We start from the raw sequence: 22321 nt of genomic DNA, 5'->3' as shown, positions 1-22321 counted from the left end.
AGGAAAGTACTAAAAAAGGGAGGGTTTAGACCTTCATGGCGACCAGGGAATTGAGCGCCGCAGGTACTTCGCCATAGCCGCCGGCCGGGACGATCGGGGGCTGTCCGTCGCCGGTCAGGATCTCCTGTCCGGTGGGGCCGATCAGCATCTTGACGAACTCGATACCCATCTCAGGGTGCTCGGCGATCGCGGGGACGGTCACGCCGTAGACGATGGGGGCACCCGTGTAGATGGTCGTCCCGTCACCCTTCTTGCACTCGATCTGGACAGTCGCATAGGTGTCGGCGTGCTCGATGTCGGAGAGGTCGATAGCTGCCGGCAGCTCGATGAACTCGAGATCGTTCTGCACCGCAACACTCCGGTACTCCCATGCATAGTCAAGGCCGCCGGACTGCACCATCTGGACGAGCTCGACGCTCTTCGGGCGGATGGTCAGGGTCGTGCTGTCGGGGTTCGGTTCGGTGGCGTGAATGGTGTAAGTGCCGTTCTCCTCGGTGACGGTGATGTCGCTGTGCGCTTCGATGAGATTCTCGAATATCTGGTCGTCCTCATAGTAGGCCTCCGCGAGCTGGATCACCATCGGCGTCCGGTAACCGCAGGGGTCGGAGTTCGGGTCCGAGAACGCCCACCTGACACCGTCGCGGCCGAGGACCTCGTACCAGTTTTCTGCGGTGATCTCGTCAGCGTACTTGCTGTCGCTTGTGTAGGTGAGCACCATCGTGTTCTTGGCGAAGGTGAGGTACCAGTCGGCGTGGTCCGGAACCATCATCTTCGGGATGAGGGCGTAGTCGGCAGAGGCAACGGCGTCGGCAGGCTTGCCGTTCTCCGTCACCTTCTTGATGGTGTCGACGCTGCCCGCAGGTTCGAGGAGGACTTCGGTGTTCGGGAACTCCTCTTCGTATGCCGCTTTCAGTTTCTCAAACGGCCCGGTGAGGCTTCCGGCATGGAAGACCTTGACCTGGATCTTCTCGGCCGGGGTCGGCGTAGCGGTTGTCGCTCCCTGCTCGGGAGTCTCTCCGGTCGATGTGCCGGTGCAGCCGCAGAACATGACTGCAGCGCAGACGCAAAGGCACAGAATTGCCCATATGCGCAAATTTCTCATAGAAAGTCATGAACGAGCACCATTATATAGTTTCTACATTTGCCCCATGTAAAGGTGATTTATTGAACAAAGTATACTCAGGAAATTTATTAAGAACTAAAAATTACTACAGGCTCCGAAAAAGGGAAGAGAGGCTCCCCGCCGCCCTCCGAAGCGCCTACACCCTGACGACCGTCCCGACGTTCTCGCCGCGGAGCGCCGCCGCCAGCATGCCCGGCTTGTGCCCGTTGACGATCCGCACTTCATGGACGTTCCTGGCGTGGATCAGCAGCTCGACGACCTTGTCCTCGAGCACGAGGTCTTCCATCTGCAGGTCCAGGAGTTCCCGCGCCGAGATCTCCCGGATCAGCTCCGCATCGGGGTTCTCAAAGGGGTTCGCCGTATAGAGGCCGTCGACGTTCTTGACGAGAATGCAGCTCTTCGCCCCGACGACCTCTGCCGCGAGGAACGCTCCCGTATCGGTGCGGTGCGGCGGGATCATCCCGACCTCGGGCGGGTACTCGTAGAGCCCGTAGGGCGGCGTCCCGTGGGTCACCGGCAGCATCCCCATCTTGAGCAGCATCGGGATATCCAGAAGATCGGCGGTGTGGATCCGCATGCCGCCGTACCGCGAGAGCATCACCGCCATCATGATCGCGTTCTGCTCGCTGATCTTGCTGGTCAGCTCGGCAAGGACGCCCGTCGGCATCCCGAGGTCGAGGCCGATGTCCAGGATATGCCGCACCCGGACGCCGCCGCCCGTGACGACGAGCATCTTGTACGTCTTCGCGAGCTCCCCGATCTCGTCGGCGAGCGGCCGCACCACATCTGCGCCGTAGTCGATGATGCCGTGCCCGCCGATCTTGACGACGTTCAGTTCCGGGGCTATCCGGAGCGGCTCTCTGCCCTCATACCGCCGCATCAGTCCACGCCGCACCAGCGATTCGCCGCGGAGCTTTGATACCATCTCTCGTCTCGGACTCATTGTCTCTGCTCCTGCAGACATTTCTTACATGCTGCACCATGATACTATCTCTCGTCACCGCCGTCCTGCTCCTCCGCTATCAGGTGCAGGGCGCTGGCCTTGAAGGAGACCCAGACCTCTTTTCCGGCCTCGAGATCCATGGAATCCGCAGAACGGGCGGTCACAAGCGCCGTGACCGGAAAGCCGCAGTCGACCGTTACGCCGACGAAGGGTGCGGTCGACTCGATGCCGGTGATAGAGCCTGAAAAGACGTTCCGGGCGCTCGTCGTGGCCGTCTCACCGACCCCGATCGTGACGTCCTCTCCCCGGAAAACAACCTTCACCGCGCGGCCTTTCCCGTCCGGCGGCGGCTCTGCAACCTCAAGCCGGTTCCCCTGCACCTCGATGACGGTAAGCCCGCCCGGTTCCGCCGATGCGACCCTGCCGGAGAGGATGTTGTCGACGCCCACGAACCGTGCGATCTGGAGGTTCGCCGGATTGTTGAAGACCTCTTTCGGCTTTCCGACCTGCATGATGTCGCCCGCTATCATCACCCCGACCCGCTGCGAGAGCCGCTGGCCCTGGAGCATGTCGTGAGTGTTCACGACGATCGTGGTTCCACGCTCACGGTTCAGCCGCAGCACCATCTCCTCGATGGTGGCCGTGGAGGCCGGGTCGAGGTTCGCCGTCGGCTCGTCGAGGAAGAGGATCTCCGGCTCGGTGACGATCACCCGGGAGAGCGCCACCCGCTGCTGTTCGCCGCCGGAAAGGTCGCGGGCGGAGCTCTTGATGTACCGGGAAAGGCCGACGGCCTCCAGCGTCTCCTGCACCCTTCGATCGATCTCGGCCCGGTTCTCGCTGCGGTAGCGCATGCCCATCGCGACGTTGTCGTAGACGCTGGCGTTGAAGACGATCGGTTTCTGGAAGAGCATTCCCATCCGCCGCCGGATCTCAAGCCACCGGTTCTGCATCGAGAGGACGTCTTCGCCGAAGAGCGAGAGCTCCCCCGATGTCGGCGCTTCTATCAGGTCGAGGATGCGCAGAAACGTGCTCTTCCCGGACCCGCTCGGGCCGATGATGCCGAGCACCTCGCCCTCCTCGACGGCGAGGCTGACACCGTCCAGGACACGCTGGTCGCCGTACTCTTTTGTTATATCGTGCGCTTCGATTATCACAGGCACTCACCTCCGCTGCACCACGCTCAGCACGATGTTCACCCCGAGCGCCACGGTGAGCAGGATGATCCCAAGCGCAATCGAGAAGGGAAAGTTCCCCATCGACGTGTTCAGGGCGATCGCCGTCGTCAGGACGCGGGTGAACCCGCGGATGTTGCCGCCGACGATCATCACCGTCCCAACCTCGGAGATGGCACGGCCGAACCCGAGAAGGATGACCGACATGATGGCGAACCGGCTCTCTTTGATGACCGTCACGATCGACTGGAGCGAACTTGCCCCGAGCGAGATGATCGTGTAGCGCATCTCCCGGTCGATGCTGGAGAGCGCCGAGACGGTCAGCCCCATAATGAGCGGGATGATCAGGATCGTCTGCGCAATGACCATCCCCCCCGGGGTGAAGAGGAGGTCGAGAAATCCGAACGGCCCGGACCGGGAGAGCATCAGGAAGACGAAAAGCCCGATGATGACCGTGGGCATCGCAAAGAGCGTCTGCAGGATGTTGACGAGCGCCTGCTTGCCCCGAAACTCCTTGAAGTAGATGAGCGCCCCGAGCGGCAGCGCAATCAGACCGGCGATAAGGGTTGCAGAGAGGGAGATGTAGAGTGACCGGATGGTGATCTCCACCACCTCGGGGTTGCCCGTCACGATGAGTTCGATCGCCTGGATGAACCCCTGCACGATGGTGCTGTCCATGATCCCGTCTACCATGCGCGATCACCGATGCAACAGACGTCTCTCCTCTCAGCCATCCTCCCCTCCCCGGACGCCTCCTCAGGGCGTTATGCGGTCACGTTCTCGGCGCAGGTGCAGTTGAAGGGCGGCTCCGTGCACTGCGGCGCATACAGCGGCGTGAAGAGCGGCTGGCCGAACTCTTCGACACCGAACTCACCGATGAACTGCTTCGTCTCCTCGGACGTGAGCCAGCTCGTGAAGTTCACCGCCTCGGCGTAGTTCGCGTTCGGGCAGGTCTCCGGGTTCACCGCCATGACGCTGTAGCGGTTTAAGAGCTCGTCACCCTGCTCAACGAGCGGGACGAGTTCAAGATCCTGTCGGAACGACAGATACGTCCCTTCGTCGGTCAGGACGTACGCCTGCTCCTCGTTGGCGAGGGCCAGCGTCTCGCCCATGCTCCTGCCGGACTCGATGTACCAGGCACCGGAGTTCTGGATCTCCTCGGTGTAGTTGTATCCGGCAGCCTCCCAGATCTCCTGCTCCTTGGAGTGGGTTCCCGAGTTGTCGCCGCGGGATACGAACGCTACACCCTCCGTGTTGTTCGTCCCGAGTTGATACAGCGTCTGGAAGGCCTCTTCGGGCTGCGCCCCCCGGATTCCGGCGGGATCGTCCTCAGGCCCGACGATGATGAAGTAGTTGTAAGCGAAGCAGCGGTGATCGGTGCCGTAGCCTCCGTCGATGAACTCCTCTTCGAGCGGCGGGGCATGCACCAGCACGACGTCCACGTCGCAGCGCTGCCCGAGCTCGAGCGCCTGCCCGGTGCCCTGTGCGGTGATCTGCAGGTCGACACCGGTCGTGTTCTCGTACATGACTTCGAGCTCGGCGAGCAGCCCGGTGTTCTCAAGGCTCGTCGTCGTGGCAATGCGGAGGACACCGTCGCCGCCGGCGGCCCCCGTCGTTCCGGTCGGCGTCTGGTTCGCCGTTGCATTCGGCGTTTCGTTCCCCGGCGTCACCTCGGTGCACCCCGCCGACATGGCAGCGATGACAGCGAGTACGGCGATACCGGCCATAAGCAGCATAATTTTCGGCTTCATGCCAGCTGTCAGAAAGATTGCACCAGGATATAATGGTTTCTTTAATACAGAGATCATGTTAAACAAACCCGATTACCTTTTCCGCCTGCTGGCCCGACACCTGTCCCCGCCGGCATCCCTGCATCGAAACCGTAATAATCAGAGCCCGATAACCATCTCTCCCATGTGGAAGGCGCTGGATATCGATACGTGGATCGCCGGGCGGCGTTCAAGCCTGGACGCGGTGAAGGGCTCCGTATCCGGGATCATCGGCAGGGTGCGGGCTGAGGGTGACGATGCCCTCATCGATCTCACCAGACGGTTCGACGGCATTGACCTGACGGGGATCGCGGTCACCGATGACGAGCGGGAAGCGGCCTACGAGCAGGTCGACACCCGGCTCGTCGAGAGCCTCATCGAGGCGGAGACCCGGATAACGGAGTTTCACGAGATGCAGCGGCCGGACGACCTCTGGCTGCGGGAGATCGAGCCCGGGATCATCCTCGGCCAGAAGGTCTCGCCGCTCCGGCGGATCGGCGCCTACGTTCCTGGCGGAAGGGCTGCCTACCCATCGACCGCCCTGATGTGCACCGTGCCCGCCCGGGTTGCGGGGGTGCCCGAGATCTGCTGCTGCACGCCGCCGCCCGTTCACCCCATCACCCTGGTGGCGCTCGACATCGCCGGCGTCGAGGAGATCTACCGCGCCGGCGGGGCGCAGGCGATCGCGGCGATGGCGCTCGGCACCGAAACAATTCCGAAGGTCGAGAAGATCGTCGGGCCCGGGAACGTCTACGTGACCGCGGCGAAGATGCTGCTCCGCGAAGAGGCAGAGATAGACTTCCCGGCAGGCCCGAGCGAGATCGCGATCGTCGCGGACGGCACGGCGAACCCCGAGTTCATCGCCGCCGACATCCTGGCGCAGGCGGAGCACGACCCCCGGGCGGCCTGCGCCCTCATCACTACCGACGCCGCGCTTGCAGAGGCCGTCGGACAGGCCGTCGAGCGGATGGCAGCCTCTGCAGAACGGCGCGAGGTCATCGCCCAGGCACTTGAGAACTCCGGGTTTGTCGTCGCGGGCGACCTCGATGAGGCGATCGAAGCGGCAGACATCATCGCGCCCGAGCACCTCTCGATCCAGGTCGCCGATCCGCTCGCGGTGCTCTCGCGGGTGCGCCACGCCGGGTCGATCTTCGTCGGCCCCTACGCAGCGGTCGCCTGCGGCGACTATGCCTCGGGGACGAACCACGTCCTCCCGACCGCCGGATACGCCCGCCAGTACTCGGGCCTTGACGTCCGGCACTTCTGCACGACCTCGTCGGTGCAGATCATCAGTCGCGAGGGGCTTGAGGCGATCGGCGATACCGTCGAAGGTATCGCCGATGCAGAGGGGCTCACCGCTCATGCGGAATCCGTGCGCATCCGCCGACGGTGAGAAAAAAGAAATATCGTTTTCTTCAGCGCGAGGTGGGCGGCGGCGGCGGCGCCTGCATCGCGCTCTGCCGCACCTGAATCTTGCGGAGCGCATCCTCGGCGACGTTCCGGACGTCATCGTCGGGATCGTGCGTCAGCCGCCTGAGCGGATCGACCGCCCGCGGATCGCCGATGAACCCGAGTGCACCTGCCGCGTATAGCCGCACCCACCGGTTCGGATCCTGCGTTGCATCGATCAGCAATGGAACCGCAGGACTGCCGATCTGAACCAGCGCACCGCCCGCGGCGCCGCGGACGTCGTCGTTCTCATCGTGCAGCACATCGATGAGCGGTTCAACGGCGAACGGGTCACGGATATCGCCGAGGATGCCTGCCGCGGTGATCCTGGCATCGGGGTCAGGGCTTTGCAGCATATCGGTCAGGGGTTCCACCGGAGCGGTGCCGAACTTGGCAAGAGCGCCCGCCGCCTGGCAGCGGACATCGTCGTTCCGGTCCGTGAGCGCCCGGACGAGCGGCCCTATCGCCCGCGGATCGGCGATCTCCCCGAGGATGGCCGCTGCATACACCCGGCGCAGTTCGTGGCGCATCCCGGCCGTCCATGCCGCCTCTGCACCCGCGAGCCCCCGCTCACGGTGGAGCGCCTCGTGACCCCTCACGTCGGCGGGGCCGCCGAAGATGTCGTGCTGCGCCATCTCTCCATGCCGGAGGGGCTTTCTGCTCCCGACGTCCGTCGGGCCGCCGAACATCTGGTGCTGGGTGAGGGGTTCTTCGCGGAACTGCTCCTTTGCCTTCCGCTCCGCATTGGCAGGGCCGCCGAGGAGGTCCTGCTGGGTCATGTCCCCCTCCCGGAGCCCCTTCTTCGGCCCGATGTCTCCCGGGCCGGCATACATATCGTGCTGCGGAAGGTTTTCCCGGCGGAGCGATTCCTTCTCCGCAGGGCTCACAGCCGCGGGGCCGCCGAAGAGCTCGTGCTGCGCCATACCCTCCCGGCTCTCGCCCCGCCACTCATACCGCTCCGACCACTCGGGATGCTCGAGTACGTCTATCAGCGGTTCGACCGCCGGCCCCCCCATCAGGGCGAGCGAATCGGCGGCCGCTTCCCGCACACTCACCGCCGGATCGCCGAGCGCCCTGATGAGGGGGTTCACGGCCGCAGGATCGCCGAGGGTGCCGAGCGCCAGGGCGGCACGCTGGCGGGTCAGCACATCGGAACTATCCAGCGCCGCGATCAGACCGTCTACATCCCCCTCCGATCGCAGCAGGTCGACGTTGTACCGTTTTCTTTCCTGCGTCTCTTCTACAGTTACATCTCGTCTCTGCATCGATATTGCCTCCGTGCGGTGCCCCTTTGCGGGCGATAAATATAATAATCTTTTCTATAAAAGATGGTGAATGTCACGGTGCGCATCCCGTGCCGGGATCGAGGACGCCGTACAGGCTTCTGCAGAACCGGCACCGGGCATGCAGATTTATTACGCCAAAGGACAAGGGGCATAGTATGCCGGAGGAGCGAAAGAAGGCGGATCTCAGGATATCGGGAATGCACTGCGCGTCCTGCGCCCTCAACGTCGAGAAGGCCCTCCGGAACCGCGCCGACGTCTACGATGCGCGGGTGAACTTTGCCGATGAGACCGCAACCGTCGAATACGACCCGACGACAACGGACATCGCCGATCTCGAGAGAACGATCGGTGAAGCGGGGTACGGGATCGTCACAAGCGAGATCACCGTCAGGATCGGCGGCATGGTCTGCGCGAGTTGCGTCCAGGTGATCGCGTCCGTCCTGCGTGACCTCGACGGCGTCCTCGGCGTGCAGGTGAACCTCGCCGCCGAGAACGCCCGCATCACCTACAACCCTGCAGTCGCAACCGTCGCCGATATCAAAGCCGCCATCGAGGATACCGGCTACCAGTACCTCGGCATCGAGGGCGAGGTTGCGGAGGACGCCGAAGAGATCGCCCGGCAGCGCGATCTGGCCGATAAGTTCCGGCGGTTCTCCATCGGGTTCGCCGTCAGCATCCCGCTCTTTCTGCTCATGCTCTTCCAGGTGCCGGCGATGCTCACGCTGCCGGTCTCCTGGAACCTCATTCTGCTCCTCGTCACCACGCCGGTCTTCGTCTACGTCGCCTACCCCATCTTTCAGGCTGCATCCGCCGCTCTCCGGCACCGGTCGCTGACCATGGACGTGATGTACGCCATGGGGATCGGCGTGGCCTTCGGGGCGAGCGTCCTCGGCACCTTCGGGATTGTCCTCACGGCCGCCTTCAACTTCTACGACACGGCGATCATGCTCGCCTCGTTTTTGACCCTCGGCCGCTACCTGGAGGCGCGGGCGAAAGGCCGGACGTCCGAAGCGATCAAGAAACTCGTCGGCCTGCAGCCGAGGACCGCAACCCGCATCCGCAACGGTGAGGAAGAGGAGGTCCCGATCGAGGACGTGCAGATCGGCGACACCATCCTGGTCCGGCCGGGCGAGAAGGTGCCGGTCGACGGCCGGGTCGTCGGCGGCGCGAGTTCCGTGGACGAGTCGATGATCACCGGCGAGGCCATCCCGGTCTACAAAGAGCCCGGCGAGCGGGTCGTCGGCGCCACGATCAATGGAAACGGCGTGCTGCAGGTGGAGGCCGAGCGGATCGGCAGGGACAGCGCACTCTCCCAGATCATCAGGCTGGTGCGGGACGCACAGGGGTCGAAGCCGCCCGTGCAGCGGATCGCCGACACTGCAGTCAGTTACTTCATCCCGACCGTCCTCGCCATCGCCGTCGCCGCATTCCTGGTCTGGTACGCCGGCCTCGGCGCCACGCTCCTCTTTTCGCTGACGGTGCTCATCTCCATCCTCGTCGTCGCCTGCCCCTGCGCCCTCGGCCTCGCAACCCCGACGGCGGTCACGGTCGGGATCGGCCGGGGTGCCGAACTCGGCGTGCTGATCCGGAACGGCGAAGCCCTCGAGGTCTCGGAGAAGCTGACCACCATCGTCTTCGACAAGACCGGAACGCTCACGGCGGGAAGGCCGGAGGTGACCGACAGCATCGCTCTCGGCACCGACGAAGCGCGGCTCCTCCGCCTCGCCGCCAGTGTCGAGCGGAACTCGCAGCACCCCCTCGCAGAGGCGATCGTGCAGCGGGCGGCGGCGGCGGGGATCTCCCCCGGCGAGGCCACGGAGTTCACCACCTTCGGCGGCCGGGGCGTCAGCGCAACCGTGGACGGGGTTGGGGTGCTCATCGGCAACCCCGCACTCATGGAGGAGCGGGGCGTGACGCTGGCGCCGGAGGCGGCCGGGGAGATCGCCCGCCTGCAGGACGAAGGAAAGACCGCCGTCCTCGTTGCCGCAGACGGCGTACTTGCCGGGATCATCGGGATCGCAGACACCCTCAAACCGGCGGCCGCGCCTGCGGTCGCGGACCTCAAACGGATGGGGCTTGCCGTCATGATGATCACCGGCGACAACGCCCGGACGGCGGACGCCATTGCGCGGCAGACCGGCATCGAACGGGTTCTCGCCGACGTGCTGCCGCAGGACAAGGCACGTGCGGTGAAAGACCTGCAGGAACGGGGAGAGCGGGTCGCCTTCGTCGGGGACGGGATCAACGACGCACCGGCGCTCGCCCAGGCCGATGTCGGCATCGCTATCGGGAGCGGCACCGACGTCGCCATCGAGAGCGGGGACATCGTGCTGATCCGCGACGACCTGATGGACGCCGTCGCAGGCATCCAGCTGGCACGCACGGTGATGGGCCGGATCAAGCTGAACATCTTCTGGGCGTTCGCCTACAACGCCGCGCTGATCCCGCTCGCGGCCGGCGTCCTCTACCCGTTCTTCGGGATCACCTTCCAGCCGGAACTGGCGGCGCTCGCGATGGCGCTGAGCTCGGTCACGGTGATCTCGCTCTCGCTGCTGCTCAAGGCATATATACCACCTGCAAAGAAGGAAGTATCAGTGCAGGGAGGCTGATTGGCGTATGGCGATCGATCCGGTATGCAAAATGGAAGTCGATGAGGCGACCGCGAAGTACACGGCCGAGTATGAGGGGAAGAAGTACTACTTCTGCGCTCCCGGGTGCCGGATACTTTTTGAGAAGGATCCCGGGCAGTATCTGAACGAGTAACCGCCCCCACCTCTCCGGTGAAGCCCAAGCCCGAACCCTTTTTCTCCCGCCGCCGCGCAAGATCATCTGTGGCAGCAGGCGTGCGGAATGAAGAGCCGATAGGGAAGAATCTCGTCAATAGCCGGATGCTGAAGAGGCACGGCAGCTGGATCTCCTGCACCGGGTGCGGGGCGACGGTCGGACACCTCTGCTATACGACCGACGCCTCGCTTTGGTACGATGTTACCTGCAGGTGCACAACCAGCGGGACCGTGGAGATTGTCAGGGAGGAAGTTTTGGAACCGGGAGAGAGCGCTGCGCCGCTCATGCTTCGGAAGCAGGTACTGCTGCCCGGATGACGGATCGCCCCTCTTCTCAATCGTCGGGAAGAATCTCGACGCGTACTGCGTACGGGTGATCTGCAAATCCTGCAGAACGCTGTATCAAAACGGGCGGACACCCGGATCGGCAGAATGAAATATTCGAAGAAGAATAGAGATTTATTGGAAAACAACGAGAATCAGGACTATTTTTCGTATAGCAGAATACAGTTTACCACGATTCTTCACAAGAGCGGCCGGACGTTATCCCTTCCCGAACCTGACCCGGAGCATCCCGGTGAGCATGGCGGCGACGTCGGAGGTGCCGACCTTCGACTCGTCCATGTTCTGCCAGACGATGGATACCTCCTCGACGGTGTACCCCTTCTGCCGGAGCCGCCAGAGGAGTTCCACGTCGAACTCGAACCCGGTTGCCCGCAGGTCCGCAGAGACGGCGTCGAGCGCCTCTTTGCGGAAGACCTTCGCCCCGCACTGGGTGTCGCGATAGTCGAGCCCGAAGAGCACCTTCACGATCAGGTTGAAGAACCGGCTCTGCGCCCGCCGCATGAAACTCTGCCTGACGACGAGCACCGCTCCCGGCACCCACCGCGACCCGATAGCGCCGTCCGCCTCTCCGAGACGGTCGAAGAGCAGGCGCATCTGGTCGAGCCGTGTCGAGCAGTCCGCGTCCATATACCCGACGTAACGGCCGGTCGCAGCCTGCATGCCCGCAAGGATTCCGCCGCCTTTCCCAAGGCGCTGCGCAAAGCGCAGGCAGCGGATCGAAAGATCGGGATGCATGGCCGCAAATGCGGTGACGACATCTGCGGTGGCGTCCGTCCCGTCGCAGACGAAGATCAGTTCGCCCGGAAACGACGACACGTCGTCAAGGAGCGTGCATATCCGCCGCTCCTCGTTATAGGCAGGGATTACCAGCGTGCAGTCCTGCGGGTCGACCCGCGCCCCGGCAGCGTCGCGTATCATTCCAGTTTCGATAGGATCACGTCGGCAAATGCAGCAGCGGCTGCGGGCCCGTTCGCGGTGACGTACTGCATATCGGCAACGACCGGCATGTCAAGGAGGTGTGCACCGCCCCTCTCCATCTCCCTGACCGATACGTCGGTCCGGTAGACCGTTGCCTGCCGACCTTTGAGCAGCCCGGCCCGTGCCAGGACGACCGGCGAGAGGCAGATTGCGGCGACGACTTTCCCCTGCGCCGCAAATTCCCGGACACGGGAGATGAGATGGTCGTTCTTCCAGAGGTGCCCGGGCGCACCGGCACCCCCGACCACGACGATGGCCGCATACGCTCCGGGGTCGACGCAGTCAAGCGCCAGGGCGGCCTCTGCGGTGCCCCCCAGCATCCCGGTACACGTCCCGGATGCCGTCGAGGCGATGTCGTAGTCGACACCGGCTTCCCTGAAGGCACGGGCGGGTTCGTCGAGTTCTTCATCGCGGTAGTGCTCCGGCGCGATGACGAGCAGCAGCTTCATAGATACGTACTGATCGCAGTCCGCCAATAAGAGTGTTGGTGTCGCCCGACCCCGGCCGCGGTGCGCCCTCCTTTTGCAGGCAGCCGGGGCAGCGCCGGGCGATGGCAGGCAGGTATCGGCGGGGCATGGTTATAGCAACATTATTATAATAATCGCGAGATGTTGCACTGCATCCACCCACTTCACATTCTGAGCTACAGCAGGCGATCTCACGACACCTGCCGGTTGCAGATGCCTGAAGGCTGCCACGCCTGCCTGGCGGCTCAGTGATCCGGAGGTGCGTACCTATGGAATGGGATCGACGATACACCTACCTTGTTTTTGTCATACTCTGTCTCGCGGTTCCGATAACCGCGACTGCCGCAGCCGATCTGACGGTTGTCTGGAACAGAACCTACGGCGGAGCCGACGGGAATGAATCCGCGTATGCCGTTATGGAATACCCGAACGGGACGGGATACCTCTTTGCCGGAGAGACCGACACGTACGGCGCAGGCGGCACGGACGCCTGGGTCGTCAACATCACCGGAGACGGTGACGAGATCTGGAATATGACCTACGGCAGGGGGGAGAACGACACCGCCCGTGCCGTAATCCCTGCCGATAACGCCACAGCGCTCTTCGCAGGCACCTACACCTTCATCACCGACAGCGTCAGGAGAGACACCGATGCCTGGGCGGTCGCGATCAACGGCTCCGGCGGCGAGATCTGGAACCGGAAATACGGCGGGGGAGAGGTCAACGCCACGGGAGCGTCGGTTGTGAACGCCTCCGACGGAGGGTACCTCCTTGCCGGTTCGCTGGAACCTTACGGGACGGGGAGCACCGACGCTCTCGTCGTGAAGGTGAACGGGACCGGCGGCGAGGTCTGGAACAGAACCTACGGGCAATCCGGCGCGAACGAGACCGCGGGCGTCATCGTCGCCCTGCCCGGCGGCGGCTACGCCTTCGCGGGAGCGGCCGCATCTACAGCGTCCGGGGGAGCCGATGCCTGGATCGTCATGATCGACGAAAACGGCAGTGAAGTCTGGAACGCGACCTACGGCAGCGCCGGGGACGATGAAGCCCGCGCACTCGCCGTCACGCCGGACAGCGGCCTTCTCGTGGCCGGGACGTCCGCCGTAACACGAGAGCAGAACCGCACCGGTACCGACGCATTCGTCCTCCGGCTCGCCGGCAACGGCAGCACTGTCTGGAACGTCACCTACGCAGCACCCGGCGAGAATACATCGGCGAACGCCGTTATTCCGACGGACGACGCGGGAGTCCTCGTCGCCGGTGAGCGAGGAGCGCAGGGGGAGAATACCGATGCGCTGCTCGTCAAATTCGACGCCGACGGCAACGAGATCTGGAACCGGACCTACGGCGGCGTCTTTGCAGACCGGGCGAACGCCGTTCTGCAGACCGCAACGGACGAGTACGTCTTCGCCGGAACGTTCACGGCCCGTGCGTCGAACGTCACCGACGCATGGGTCGTGAAGCTGAAAGAGGTCGCGGCGCCGACGCCGACACCGACGACACCAGTGCCAACAACACCGACACCAACGCCGACGGCTCCGCTCCGTCCCGGCATCAATCTCACCAAATATACGAACGGCATCGACGCAAAAGCGCCGCCGGGACCGAATGTCACTGTCGGGGATATGGTGACGTGGACCTACAACGTCACGAACAACAGGACCGCCCCGCTGCTGAACGTCTCGGTGATCGATGATCAGGTAGGCCCGATCAGCGGGCCGGATGCCGGCGATGCGAACCGGAACGGCATACTCGACCCGAACGAGACCTGGGTTTACCGCAAGAACGGCACGGCGGTGAACACCGCGACGCTGCCGGGCGGCTCCTACACAAACAACGCCACGGTCACGGCAGAAGATGCCGGCAAAACCCGGGTCAATGCAACCGACACAAGCCACTACACCAGCGCCGCCATCAACGTCACCAAACTCACCGAAGGTGAGGATGCAAAAACTCCGCCCGGACCATACGTCACTGCCGGAGGCCCGGTGACATGGACGTACCGGATCATAAACACAGGGGCGGTCTCTCTCGCGAACGTCGGGGTGACCGACGACCAGCTCGGGCCGGTTCGACCACAGGCAGGACCGCCGCATGAGATCAACGGCAACTCCGACGACCTGCTCGATCCCGGAGAGACCTGGATCTTTGAGATCAAGGGCGTGGCCGTCGACACATCGACCCTGCCGGGTGGATACTACGCGAACAACGCCACGATCACGGCAGACCTTCCGGGCGGGAGCCGGATAACGGCGAGCGACGTGAGCCACTACACGAGCGCCGCCGAAACGGGCGCGATCGTCATCACCAAGTACACCAACGGTGAGGATGCCAAAGAACCGCCGGGACCGGCCATCTACCCCGACGACGAGGTAACCTGGACATACGAGGTGACGAACCCTGGAACGGTGCCGCTCGCGAACGTCCGGGTGACGGACGATGGGGTCGGCCCGGTAGACGGGCCGGATTCAGGCGATACGGACAGTGACGGCGAGCTCGATCCCGGTGAGACGTGGATCTACGCCATAACCGCCAGGGCGGCGATCGTGATAGGCCTGCCGGGCGATTACTACGAAAACATCGCCACGGTCACGGCAGACGACCCGGGCGGCAATCAGGTGACCGCAACCGACGTAAGCCACTACACGAACCCGCCGGCAGAGGGCACGATCGCCGTCACCAAGTACACCAACGGCGAAGACGCCAGTAACCCGCCGTACCCGGAGATCGCGGCCGGAGACCCGGTAACGTGGACATACGAGGTGACGAACCCTGGAACGGTGCCGCTCATAGACGTCCGGGTGACCGACGATCAAGCCGTTCCGATCGCAGGACAGCCCACCGGTGATAACGGCAACGGACAGCTTGACCCCGGCGAGACGTGGACGTACACCGCAAACGGTGTGGCACAGGACCTCCAGGGCGCCGTCTATGAAAACACCGCCACGGCCACGGCAGACGATCCGACCGGACACCAGGTGACCGCAACCGGCGTGAGCCATTACGTCAACCCGGCCGCACCGACGACCGCTCCGACCCCGACAGAGACGACTGCTGAAGTGACACCCGAAGAGGAAGTGACACCCGAAGAAGAAGTAACGCCGGAAGAGGAAGTGACACCCGAAGAAGAAGTAACGCCGGAAGGGGAAGTGACGCCGGAAGAGGAAGTGACGCCGGAAGGGGAAGTGACGCCGGAAGAGGAAATGACGCCGGAAGGGGAAGTGACGCCGGAAGGGGACGGATCGTCCAGGGTGTGATTCCTGTGGGGTCCCGGGGAAAAGATCCCCTCCCGGATGATCCCGGAAAAACCCGAAGTGGAGAACTGCCCCCCCGCTTTTCACTGATGCTTCTCGAGGTGCTGGCGGAGCATCGTCCCGGGACGGCAGCGGTCAGCTATCTCGAGCGCCGTCGCCCGGAGCGCCGCGTGCTCGACGAGGCAACTCTCCGGCGGCGCTTCCTTCCGGAGAATCGCCGACGTATTCTCGGTTATCTGGATGAGCTCGGTCGCAATGACGGCGTTGAGCCAGACAAGATCGCGGAGCAGTTCTTTCGTATCTTCGTCCATAGAGGATCAAAGGAAGAAGAGCAGCATCAATATTTCCAATCCGGCCGGGAGACGCAACGCTTATCCCGCCGGATCGCTCACGCCATTTTGAAGTGACACAATGGAGTATCTCGAAGCACTTGCGCAGCAGGGAAGAGACGCAAACCCCTTCTTCCGGCTGATGGAGGTCGAGGTCGGCAGCTACGGCAACGGCACCGCGGCTCTCTCGATGGCCGTCCGCCCCGACATGCTGAACGGCGTTGGCTGGCTCCAGGGCGGGCTCTACGTCGCCCTCGCCGACGAAGCCATGGCTCTCGCCCTCACCACCGCCCTCAAACCTGGAGAGGGGATCGCCACCATCTCGGAGAACACCGGGTTTCTGAAAGGCGTCAACCGCGGCACCATCACCGCGACCGCCCGGGTGGTGCGGAAAGGCCGCCGGGTCGCCTTCACCGAAAGCGACGTCTGCGCGGAGGACGGAACACTGCTCTCCCGCACATCCGCGGCGTTCGCCGTTGTGCAGGAATGATACGCGGAGCGTGGCGGACGGCCTGGAGCCCCGGCCTCGCATCCCTTTCCCGGAGCAATAACTTCTCTATACTGCGCGGACAAATAGGTACACTGGATTGCAATCTACCTTGCAGGAGTAGGAAAGTTTTGAAGTATATTGTGGTTACTGGCGGCGTCATGAGTGGCCTTGGGAAGGGCATCACCACCGCATCGATCGGCCGGTTGCTCAAGAACCGCGGGTACCGGGTGACCGCGGTGAAGATCGACCCCTACCTCAACATCGATGCCGGCACCATGAACCCCGCACAGCACGGAGAGGTCTTCGTGCTCAGCGACGGCGGCGAGGTCGACCTCGATCTCGGCAACTATGAGCGGTTCCTGGATATCAACCTGAAATCCATCCACAACATCACCACCGGGAAGGTTTACCGGAACGTCATCGACAAAGAGCGGCGGGGAGATTACCTGGGAGCGACCGTCCAGATCATCCCGCACATCACCGACGAGATCCGGCACTGCATCGCAAAAGCCGCACAGGAGGAGATCGAGCCCGGGAAACAGGCCGACATCTGCCTGGTGGAAGTGGGCGGCACCGTCGGCGATATCGAGAGCATGCCGTTCCTCGAAGCCATCCGGCAGATGCACGCCGAGATTGCGCGGGAGGACATGGTTCTGGTGCATGTCACGCTCGTTCCGGTGGACACGATGGGCGACCTCAAGACAAAGCCCACCCAGCACTCGGTGAAGGCGCTGCGCGAGCTCGGGCTCCACCCCGACATCATCGTCGGGCGGTGCAAAGTGGTGATCGGCCCGCAGACCAAGAAGAAGATCTCCGCCTTCACCGACGTCCCGGCGAAGGCCGTCATCAGCGCGAAAGACGTGCCCGACATTTACCACGTCCCGATGGAGATGGAGAAGGAAGGGATCGCCGACGTCGTGACCGGGTACCTGAACCTCAAAAACAGCGAACCGGATACCGAGTGGTACCGCACCGTCTCGCAGGAGTACACCAACCGGATTACGGTTGCCATCGTCAGCAAATACGGCATCGAAGACGTCTACATCTCCATCAAAGAGGCGCTCAAGCATGCGGGAAGAGCGCTCTCGACCGAGGTGGATATCCGCTGGCTCGATGCCGAGACCTGCACCATCCAGCAGCTCGCAGACGTCGACGGCATTCTGGTTCCGGGCGGATTCGGGAAGCGCGGGATCGACGGGAAGCTCCAGGCGATCCGCTACGCGCGGGAGAAGCAGATCCCCTATCTCGGACTCTGCCTCGGGTTCCAGCTCGCCGTGATCGAGTTCGCGCGCGACGTCGTCGGGATAGCCGACGCCACAAGCGAAGAGATGGGCGGCGGGAGTCACGTCATCGCCATCCTTCCCGAGCAGGAGGATGTCGTCGACCTCGGCGGGACCATGCGGCTCGGGGACTGCTCGATCGATCTTGAGAAAGGCACCCGAATCACCGATCTGTACGGCGCAAACCCGATCGTGGAGCGGCACCGCCACCGCTACGAGGTCAATCCGGAGTATATCCCGACGCTCGAAGAGGCAGGACTCGTCTTCTCGGGGACCTGTGCAAACAGGATGGAGGTCTGCGAGATAGCGGACCACCCCTTCTTCCTCGCAACCCAGTTCCACCCCGAATTCAGATCAAGCCCGACACACCCCTCGCCCCCCTACCTCGGGTTTGTGGCGGCGTGCCGGAAGAATAAAATTACCACCCAGACCAGGTGACTGAAACAATGGTAAACACCCAGAAATTTATCGATACGGCAATCGCCCGGATCCAGAAGGATGCGGGCGACGGCAAGGTCGTCATGGCGCTCTCGGGAGGCGTCGACAGTTCGGTCTGCGCCGCCCTCGCAGCACGCGCCATCGGCGACCGCCTCGTGCCGATATACGTCGACACCGGCCTCATGCGCAAAGGCGAGACCGACCGGATCCGCACCCTCTTCGGGGACATGAATCTCCACATCGTCGATGCGGCGGACGAGTTCTTCGCCGTCCTCGAAGGCGTCACCGACCCCGAGGAGAAACGCAAAGCCATCGGCGAGCGGTTCATCCGGGTCTTCGAACGCGAGGCACAGCGGACCGGGGCGACCCATCTCCTGCAGGGCACCATCTACCCCGACCGGATCGAGAGCGAAGGCGGCATCAAGAGCCACCACAACGTCGGCGGGATGCCCCTCCACATGGAGTTCGCATCGGTCATCGAACCGCTGGAAGACCTCTACAAGGACGAAGTGCGTGAAGTGGCCGGTGCCCTCGGCCTTCCGGCTGAGATCCAGCACAGGATGCCGTTCCCGGGTCCGGGACTCGCCGTCCGGGTGATCGGCGAGGTGACCCGCGAGAAGGTGGAGATGGTGCGCGAGGCGAACGCCATCGTCGAGGAGTACCTCGTCGAGGAGTTCCTGCCGTGGCAGTGCTTTGCCGCGCTCGTCGGGCAGGGAACCGGCGTGAAGGGCGACGTCCGCCTGCACGGCTGGATCGTGGCGGTCCGTGCGGTCTTCTCCCGCGACGGCATGACGGCCGACCCGCTCCTGCTGCCTTACGACGTGCTCACCAGCATGGCCTCGAAGATCACCTCCGAGATCCCGGGTGTCGCCCGCGTCGTCTACGACGTGACCCCGAAACCCCCGGCAACCATCGAGTACGAGTGAGGGAGAAAACATGGCAGAACAGGACACCCGGGCGCTCGACGCCCGCTACGTCATGCCGGCATTCGGCCGGACGATGAAGATCGTCCGCGGCCGGGGCTCCCGCGTCTGGGACGATGCCGGAAAGGAGTACATCGACTGCGTGGCAGGAATCGCGGTCTGCAGCACCGGCCATTGCCACCCGGCGGTGGTGGAGGCCGTCAGCAGGCAGGCGGCCGAGCTCATCCACTGCTCGAACCTCTACTACGTACCTCACCAGGCGGAGCTTGCAGCAAAGCTTGTGGAAATAACGGATCAGGCAAAGGCGTTCTTCAGTAACTCCGGCGCCGAGGCGAACGAGGGCGCCGTCAAGCTCGCCCGGGTTCGGACCGGCAAGAAGAACTTCGTCGCGTTCACCAACGGCTTCCACGGCCGGACCTGCGGGTCGCTTGCGGTCACCCACAAACCGGCGATCCGCGAACCCTTCGCGCCGCTCGAACCGGCCTGCACCTTCGTCGAGTACGGCGACCTCGACGGCGTCGCGGAAGCGGTGAACGCAAGCACCGCCGGCGTCTTCGTCGAACCGATCCAGGGCGAGGCCGGCGTCATCGTCCCGCCGGACAGCTTCTTCGCGGGCATCCGGGAGATCTGCGACGATGCCGGCGCCCTGATGATCGTCGACGAAGTCCAGACCGGCATCGGCAGGACGGGAACATGGCTCGGGATCCAGCAGACCGGGGTTACGCCCGACATCGTGACGCTCGCCAAGGGGCTTGCAAGCGGGTTCCCCATCGGGGCGCTCGTCGCCCGTGAGGGGCTTGAGTTCCGGAAGGGCGAGCATGGGAGCACCTTTGCAGGCGGCCCCCTCGCTTCTGCCGCGGCGCTCGCCACCCTCGGCGTCGTTGAGGAGATCCTCCCCGACATCCCGCAGAAGGGCGAGCGGTTCCGGCAGGGGCTCGCCGCTCACGAACCCCGCGTCCGCGGCCTGATGATCGGCATCTCCGTCGGGGAGCGGTGCCCCGAGGTGCAGCAGCGCTGCGCCGAGGAGGGCGTGCTGGTGAACTGCGCCGCAGACGGCAACCTGCGTCTTGTCCCCCCGCTGGTCATCACCGACGAGGAGATCGACCACGTGGTCGAGGTCCTGAATGCAGCACTTGATTAGACCGTGTTTCTGCCGCGAAGGCTACTCGTACGCAAAGCGGGCGGAGGACGTGGCACGTGAGCACGGCTTCGACCGCATCGCGCGGCTCGCCAGCAACGAAAACCCCCGCCCTCCCTCTCCCCTCGCCATCGAGGCCGCAGGCGCCGCCCTGCTCGAGGGGAACCGCTACCCCGACGAGCGGACGGCGGACCTCTGCACGGCACTCTGCCGCTACCACGGCGACTACCACTTCGTGACCGGCGCGGGCATGGACGGCGTCATCGAAACGGTCATCCGGACGGTCGTCGAACCCGGCGGGCGGATCGTCGTGGCGACGCCGACCTTCTCGTTCTACGGCATCGCCGGCGCCGCCCACGGTGCCGCCGTTGGGAACGTGCCCCGGCGCGAGGACTTTTCGGTCAACCCGGAGACCTTCATCGACGCCTGCAGCGGCGCCAGGCTCGCCTTCCTCTGCTCGCCGAACAACCCGACCGGCAACGCAACCCCGACCGAAGCGGTGCGGGAGATCCTCGAGGGCATCGACTGCCTCCTCTTCCTCGACAACGCCTACGTCGACTTCTCCGCGATCGACTACCGGCCGCTGATGCGGGAGTACGACAACCTCATCCTAGGCAGGACGATGTCCAAGATCTTCTCCCTCGCCGGCCTTCGGGTCGGTTATGCCTTCGTCCCCGGGTGGTTTGCTCCCTACTACCAGCGGGCGGCGACCCCGTTCGCGCTGAACGCGGTCTCGGCAGCGGCCGCCGCCGGGGCGCTTCGCGACCGCGAGCACGTCACGGCGACCTGCGACCACGTCCGCCGGTGGCGGGAGCGGTTCCTCACCGAGACGCCGTTTGCGGCATGCCCCTCCGACGCAAACTTCGTCATGCTGGACGTCGCCCCCCATACCGGGGACGAGGTCGTCGACCTCCTCGCCACGCGGGGCGTCCTCGTCCGGTCGTGCACGAGCTTCCCGGATCTCGGCAATCACTACATCAGGGTCAGCATCGGCGACGACTGGGAGAACATACGGTTCCTCGAGGCGATAACGGCGCTATGATGATCGGCATCACCGGGACGCCCGGCACCGGAAAAACCTCCGTCGCTCGCGAGCTCGAACGGCGGGGGCATATCGTCGTGTGGATCAAGGATACGATCCGGGACTACGTCCTCGCAGAAGACCGGGACCGGGACACCCTCGTCGTCGACGTCGAGCGGTGGGCAGAGGAGTTTCCACCGATCGACGGGATCGTCGAGGGGCACCTCGCCCATTTCCTCCCCTGCGACCGGATCGTGGTACTCCGGTGCCGTCCCGACGTCCTGCAGCAAAGGCTCCTCCCCCGGGGATATGCGCCCGAAAAGATCGCCGAGAACACGGAGGCCGAGGCACTGGACGTCGTCCTGGTCGAGACGCTCGAAGAGCGCCCCGAAGATACCATTCTCGAACTGGATACGACGGAGCAGACCGCCCCGGAGTGCGCGGACAGGATCGAGCAGTTTATGAGAGGAAAACTGCCATCATCCTACGGACATATCGACTGGACCGACTATCTGGTGCTGGATTAGATGACGCTCGATCAATTTCGACCGCATGTGCAGGGTTTCTTCGGGCCCCTGGTGGCAATCTCCAAACGGCTCGGACTGACCCCGAATACCTATACCGTTGCAGCTCTCGGGTTTTCAGCCGCAGCCGGCGCCGCGTTCTGGGCGGGAGCCGTCGCTCTCGGTGTCCTGATGGTCGCCCTCAACGCGCTCTTCGACGCCCTCGACGGGGCTCTCGCACGCGACCTCGGGACCGCCAGCCTTCGCGGGGATTTCCTCGACCACGTCATCGACCGCTACGCCGACATCTTCATCATCACCGGCATCTTCGCCGGGGGAGCCGCATCCTGGCAGATCGGCGTCTTCGCCCTGACAGGAGTGCTGATGTCGTCCTATCTCGGGACTCAGGCGCAGGCAGTCGGCGTCGGCCGCTACTACGGCGGGCTGCTCGGGCGGGCCGACCGCCTGGTGCTGATCATCATCGCCGGCATCCTGACGATCCTGATACCGGGCGCAGTCTTCGGCCTGAACTATCTCGGGTGGCTGCTGGTCATCTTCGGTGCCCTCGGACATTACACCGCACTGCAGCGGTTCGGCCACGTCTGGCGACAGATCGAGAAGGAATAACTC

General features: G+C 64.1%; 21 protein-coding genes. 12 read left to right on the top strand and 9 right to left on the bottom strand.

Annotated elements, in window-relative coordinates; translation table 11 throughout:
- Positions 1-25: 25 nt before the first annotated feature.
- The 5 genes from wtpA to FGU65_RS12190 form a co-directional block, all read right to left on the bottom strand.
- Positions 26-1102 (bottom strand): tungstate ABC transporter substrate-binding protein WtpA, encoded by a 1077-nt coding sequence (gene wtpA, locus FGU65_RS12210; protein WP_301664755.1) that lies wholly within the window; start codon positions 1100-1102, stop codon positions 26-28.
- Positions 1103-1259: 157 nt separating this feature from the next.
- Positions 1260-2066: an amino acid kinase family protein gene (locus FGU65_RS12205; RefSeq protein WP_301664754.1), complete on the bottom strand. Its 807-nt coding sequence runs from the start codon at positions 2064-2066 to the stop codon at positions 1260-1262.
- 44 nt (positions 2067-2110) lie between these two features.
- The gene (locus FGU65_RS12200) at positions 2111-3220 is read right to left on the bottom strand and encodes an ABC transporter ATP-binding protein (protein WP_301664753.1); all 1110 of its coding nucleotides are present in this window, start codon (positions 3218-3220) and stop codon (positions 2111-2113) included.
- Between the two features lie 6 nt (positions 3221-3226).
- Complete coding sequence (locus FGU65_RS12195; protein WP_301664752.1) at positions 3227-3931, bottom strand: ABC transporter permease; 705 nt, start codon at positions 3929-3931, stop codon at positions 3227-3229.
- Between the two features lie 71 nt (positions 3932-4002).
- On the bottom strand, positions 4003-4989 hold the full coding sequence (locus tag FGU65_RS12190) for an ABC transporter substrate-binding protein (RefSeq protein ID WP_301664750.1): 987 nt from the start codon (positions 4987-4989) through the stop codon (positions 4003-4005).
- A gap of 163 nt (positions 4990-5152) precedes the next feature.
- On the opposite strand from FGU65_RS12190, the gene hisD reads away from it, so the two are divergent.
- Positions 5153-6400: a histidinol dehydrogenase gene (gene hisD / locus FGU65_RS12185; RefSeq protein WP_301664749.1), complete on the top strand. Its 1248-nt coding sequence runs from the start codon at positions 5153-5155 to the stop codon at positions 6398-6400.
- Between the two features lie 22 nt (positions 6401-6422).
- On the opposite strand, the gene FGU65_RS12180 is transcribed toward hisD, so the two are convergent.
- Complete coding sequence (locus tag FGU65_RS12180; RefSeq protein ID WP_301664748.1) at positions 6423-7721, bottom strand: HEAT repeat domain-containing protein; 1299 nt, start codon at positions 7719-7721, stop codon at positions 6423-6425.
- Positions 7722-7897: 176 nt separating this feature from the next.
- Here FGU65_RS12180 and FGU65_RS12175 point away from each other — a divergent pair, with 176 nt between their 5' ends.
- The 3 genes from FGU65_RS12175 to FGU65_RS12165 all read left to right on the top strand — a co-directional run bounded on the left by FGU65_RS12175 (position 7898) and on the right by FGU65_RS12165 (position 10843).
- Positions 7898-10351 (top strand): heavy metal translocating P-type ATPase, encoded by a 2454-nt coding sequence (locus FGU65_RS12175; protein WP_301664747.1) that lies wholly within the window; start codon positions 7898-7900, stop codon positions 10349-10351.
- 7 nt (positions 10352-10358) lie between these two features.
- Entirely contained in the window at positions 10359-10505 is a 147-nt protein-coding gene (locus FGU65_RS12170; protein ID WP_301664746.1) for a YHS domain-containing protein, read from the top strand.
- 68 nt (positions 10506-10573) lie between these two features.
- Positions 10574-10843 carry a hypothetical protein gene (locus tag FGU65_RS12165; RefSeq protein ID WP_301664745.1) on the top strand — a complete coding sequence of 90 codons (270 nt, stop codon included), beginning with the start codon at positions 10574-10576 and terminating at the stop codon, positions 10841-10843.
- Between the two features lie 225 nt (positions 10844-11068).
- On the opposite strand, the gene FGU65_RS12160 is transcribed toward FGU65_RS12165, so the two are convergent.
- Both FGU65_RS12160 and FGU65_RS12155 read right to left on the bottom strand, forming a co-directional pair.
- Positions 11069-11788 carry a dolichyl-phosphate beta-glucosyltransferase gene (locus FGU65_RS12160; protein WP_301664744.1) on the bottom strand — a complete coding sequence of 240 codons (720 nt, stop codon included), beginning with the start codon at positions 11786-11788 and terminating at the stop codon, positions 11069-11071.
- Positions 11785-12297, bottom strand: a complete 513-nt coding sequence (locus tag FGU65_RS12155; RefSeq protein ID WP_301664743.1) for a DJ-1/PfpI family protein — start codon at positions 12295-12297, stop codon at positions 11785-11787. Before FGU65_RS12155 ends, FGU65_RS12160 begins: the two co-directional genes overlap by 4 nt.
- Positions 12298-12584: 287 nt before the next feature.
- Between FGU65_RS12155 and FGU65_RS12150 the strand changes: the two genes are divergently transcribed.
- Complete coding sequence (locus tag FGU65_RS12150) at positions 12585-15572, top strand: CLIPPER-2 domain-containing protein (RefSeq protein WP_301664742.1); 2988 nt, start codon at positions 12585-12587, stop codon at positions 15570-15572.
- An 80-nt stretch (positions 15573-15652) separates the two neighbouring features.
- On the opposite strand, the gene FGU65_RS12145 is transcribed toward FGU65_RS12150, so the two are convergent.
- Positions 15653-15880 carry a hypothetical protein gene (locus FGU65_RS12145; protein ID WP_301664741.1) on the bottom strand — a complete coding sequence of 76 codons (228 nt, stop codon included), beginning with the start codon at positions 15878-15880 and terminating at the stop codon, positions 15653-15655.
- Positions 15881-15980: 100 nt separating this feature from the next.
- On the opposite strand from FGU65_RS12145, the gene FGU65_RS12140 reads away from it, so the two are divergent.
- The 7 genes from FGU65_RS12140 to FGU65_RS12110 all read left to right on the top strand — a co-directional run bounded on the left by FGU65_RS12140 (position 15981) and on the right by FGU65_RS12110 (position 22318).
- The gene (locus FGU65_RS12140) at positions 15981-16388 is read left to right on the top strand and encodes a PaaI family thioesterase (RefSeq protein WP_301664740.1); all 408 of its coding nucleotides are present in this window, start codon (positions 15981-15983) and stop codon (positions 16386-16388) included.
- 128 nt (positions 16389-16516) lie between these two features.
- Entirely contained in the window at positions 16517-18106 is a 1590-nt protein-coding gene (gene pyrG / locus FGU65_RS12135; RefSeq protein ID WP_301664739.1) for a glutamine hydrolyzing CTP synthase, read from the top strand.
- Between the two features lie 8 nt (positions 18107-18114).
- Entirely contained in the window at positions 18115-19032 is a 918-nt protein-coding gene (gene guaA / locus FGU65_RS12130) for a glutamine-hydrolyzing GMP synthase (protein ID WP_301664738.1), read from the top strand.
- 10 nt (positions 19033-19042) lie between these two features.
- Positions 19043-20170, top strand: a complete 1128-nt coding sequence (locus FGU65_RS12125; RefSeq protein WP_301664737.1) for an aspartate aminotransferase family protein — start codon at positions 19043-19045, stop codon at positions 20168-20170.
- Positions 20154-21209, top strand: coding sequence for a pyridoxal phosphate-dependent aminotransferase (locus tag FGU65_RS12120; RefSeq protein ID WP_301664736.1), 1056 nt, complete (start codon positions 20154-20156; stop codon positions 21207-21209). The genes FGU65_RS12125 and FGU65_RS12120 overlap by 17 nt, the downstream gene beginning before the upstream one ends.
- The gene (locus tag FGU65_RS12115; protein ID WP_301664735.1) at positions 21206-21715 is read left to right on the top strand and encodes an adenylate kinase family protein; all 510 of its coding nucleotides are present in this window, start codon (positions 21206-21208) and stop codon (positions 21713-21715) included. The genes FGU65_RS12120 and FGU65_RS12115 overlap by 4 nt, the downstream gene beginning before the upstream one ends.
- Positions 21716-22318, top strand: coding sequence for a CDP-alcohol phosphatidyltransferase family protein (locus tag FGU65_RS12110; RefSeq protein WP_301664734.1), 603 nt, complete (start codon positions 21716-21718; stop codon positions 22316-22318).
- Positions 22319-22321: the final 3 nt, after the last annotated feature.

It is taken from the genome of Methanoculleus frigidifontis (genome assembly GCF_030464345.1).
Taxonomy (GTDB): Archaea; Halobacteriota; Methanomicrobia; order Methanomicrobiales; family Methanoculleaceae; genus Methanoculleus_A; species Methanoculleus_A frigidifontis.
Note: the sequence above shows the minus strand (reverse complement) of the source record. Positions and strands in the feature narration are given on the sequence as shown.

Bases quoted from the DNA above. Each gene is read 5' to 3' on its own strand.
- guaA (WP_301664738.1), top strand. From the start codon at position 18,115: ATGGTAAACACCCAGAAATTTATCGATACGGCAATCGCCCGGATCCAG.
- FGU65_RS12170 (WP_301664746.1), top strand. From the start codon at position 10,359: ATGGCGATCGATCCGGTATGCAAAATGGAAGTCGATGAGGCGACCGCG.
- FGU65_RS12180 (WP_301664748.1), bottom strand. From the start codon at position 7,721: ATGCAGAGACGAGATGTAACTGTAGAAGAGACGCAGGAAAGAAAACGG.
- FGU65_RS12160 (WP_301664744.1), bottom strand. From the start codon at position 11,788: ATGATACGCGACGCTGCCGGGGCGCGGGTCGACCCGCAGGACTGCACG.
- FGU65_RS12125 (WP_301664737.1), top strand. From the start codon at position 19,043: ATGGCAGAACAGGACACCCGGGCGCTCGACGCCCGCTACGTCATGCCG.
- FGU65_RS12195 (WP_301664752.1), bottom strand. From the start codon at position 3,931: ATGGTAGACGGGATCATGGACAGCACCATCGTGCAGGGGTTCATCCAG.
- wtpA (WP_301664755.1), bottom strand. From the start codon at position 1,102: ATGAGAAATTTGCGCATATGGGCAATTCTGTGCCTTTGCGTCTGCGCT.
- hisD (WP_301664749.1), top strand. From the start codon at position 5,153: ATGTGGAAGGCGCTGGATATCGATACGTGGATCGCCGGGCGGCGTTCA.
- FGU65_RS12175 (WP_301664747.1), top strand. From the start codon at position 7,898: ATGCCGGAGGAGCGAAAGAAGGCGGATCTCAGGATATCGGGAATGCAC.
- FGU65_RS12140 (WP_301664740.1), top strand. From the start codon at position 15,981: ATGGAGTATCTCGAAGCACTTGCGCAGCAGGGAAGAGACGCAAACCCC.
- FGU65_RS12115 (WP_301664735.1), top strand. From the start codon at position 21,206: ATGATGATCGGCATCACCGGGACGCCCGGCACCGGAAAAACCTCCGTC.
- FGU65_RS12150 (WP_301664742.1), top strand. From the start codon at position 12,585: ATGGAATGGGATCGACGATACACCTACCTTGTTTTTGTCATACTCTGT.
- FGU65_RS12145 (WP_301664741.1), bottom strand. From the start codon at position 15,880: ATGGACGAAGATACGAAAGAACTGCTCCGCGATCTTGTCTGGCTCAAC.
- FGU65_RS12205 (WP_301664754.1), bottom strand. From the start codon at position 2,066: ATGAGTCCGAGACGAGAGATGGTATCAAAGCTCCGCGGCGAATCGCTG.
- FGU65_RS12120 (WP_301664736.1), top strand. From the start codon at position 20,154: ATGCAGCACTTGATTAGACCGTGTTTCTGCCGCGAAGGCTACTCGTAC.
- FGU65_RS12110 (WP_301664734.1), top strand. From the start codon at position 21,716: ATGACGCTCGATCAATTTCGACCGCATGTGCAGGGTTTCTTCGGGCCC.
- FGU65_RS12155 (WP_301664743.1), bottom strand. From the start codon at position 12,297: ATGAAGCTGCTGCTCGTCATCGCGCCGGAGCACTACCGCGATGAAGAA.
- FGU65_RS12190 (WP_301664750.1), bottom strand. From the start codon at position 4,989: ATGAAGCCGAAAATTATGCTGCTTATGGCCGGTATCGCCGTACTCGCT.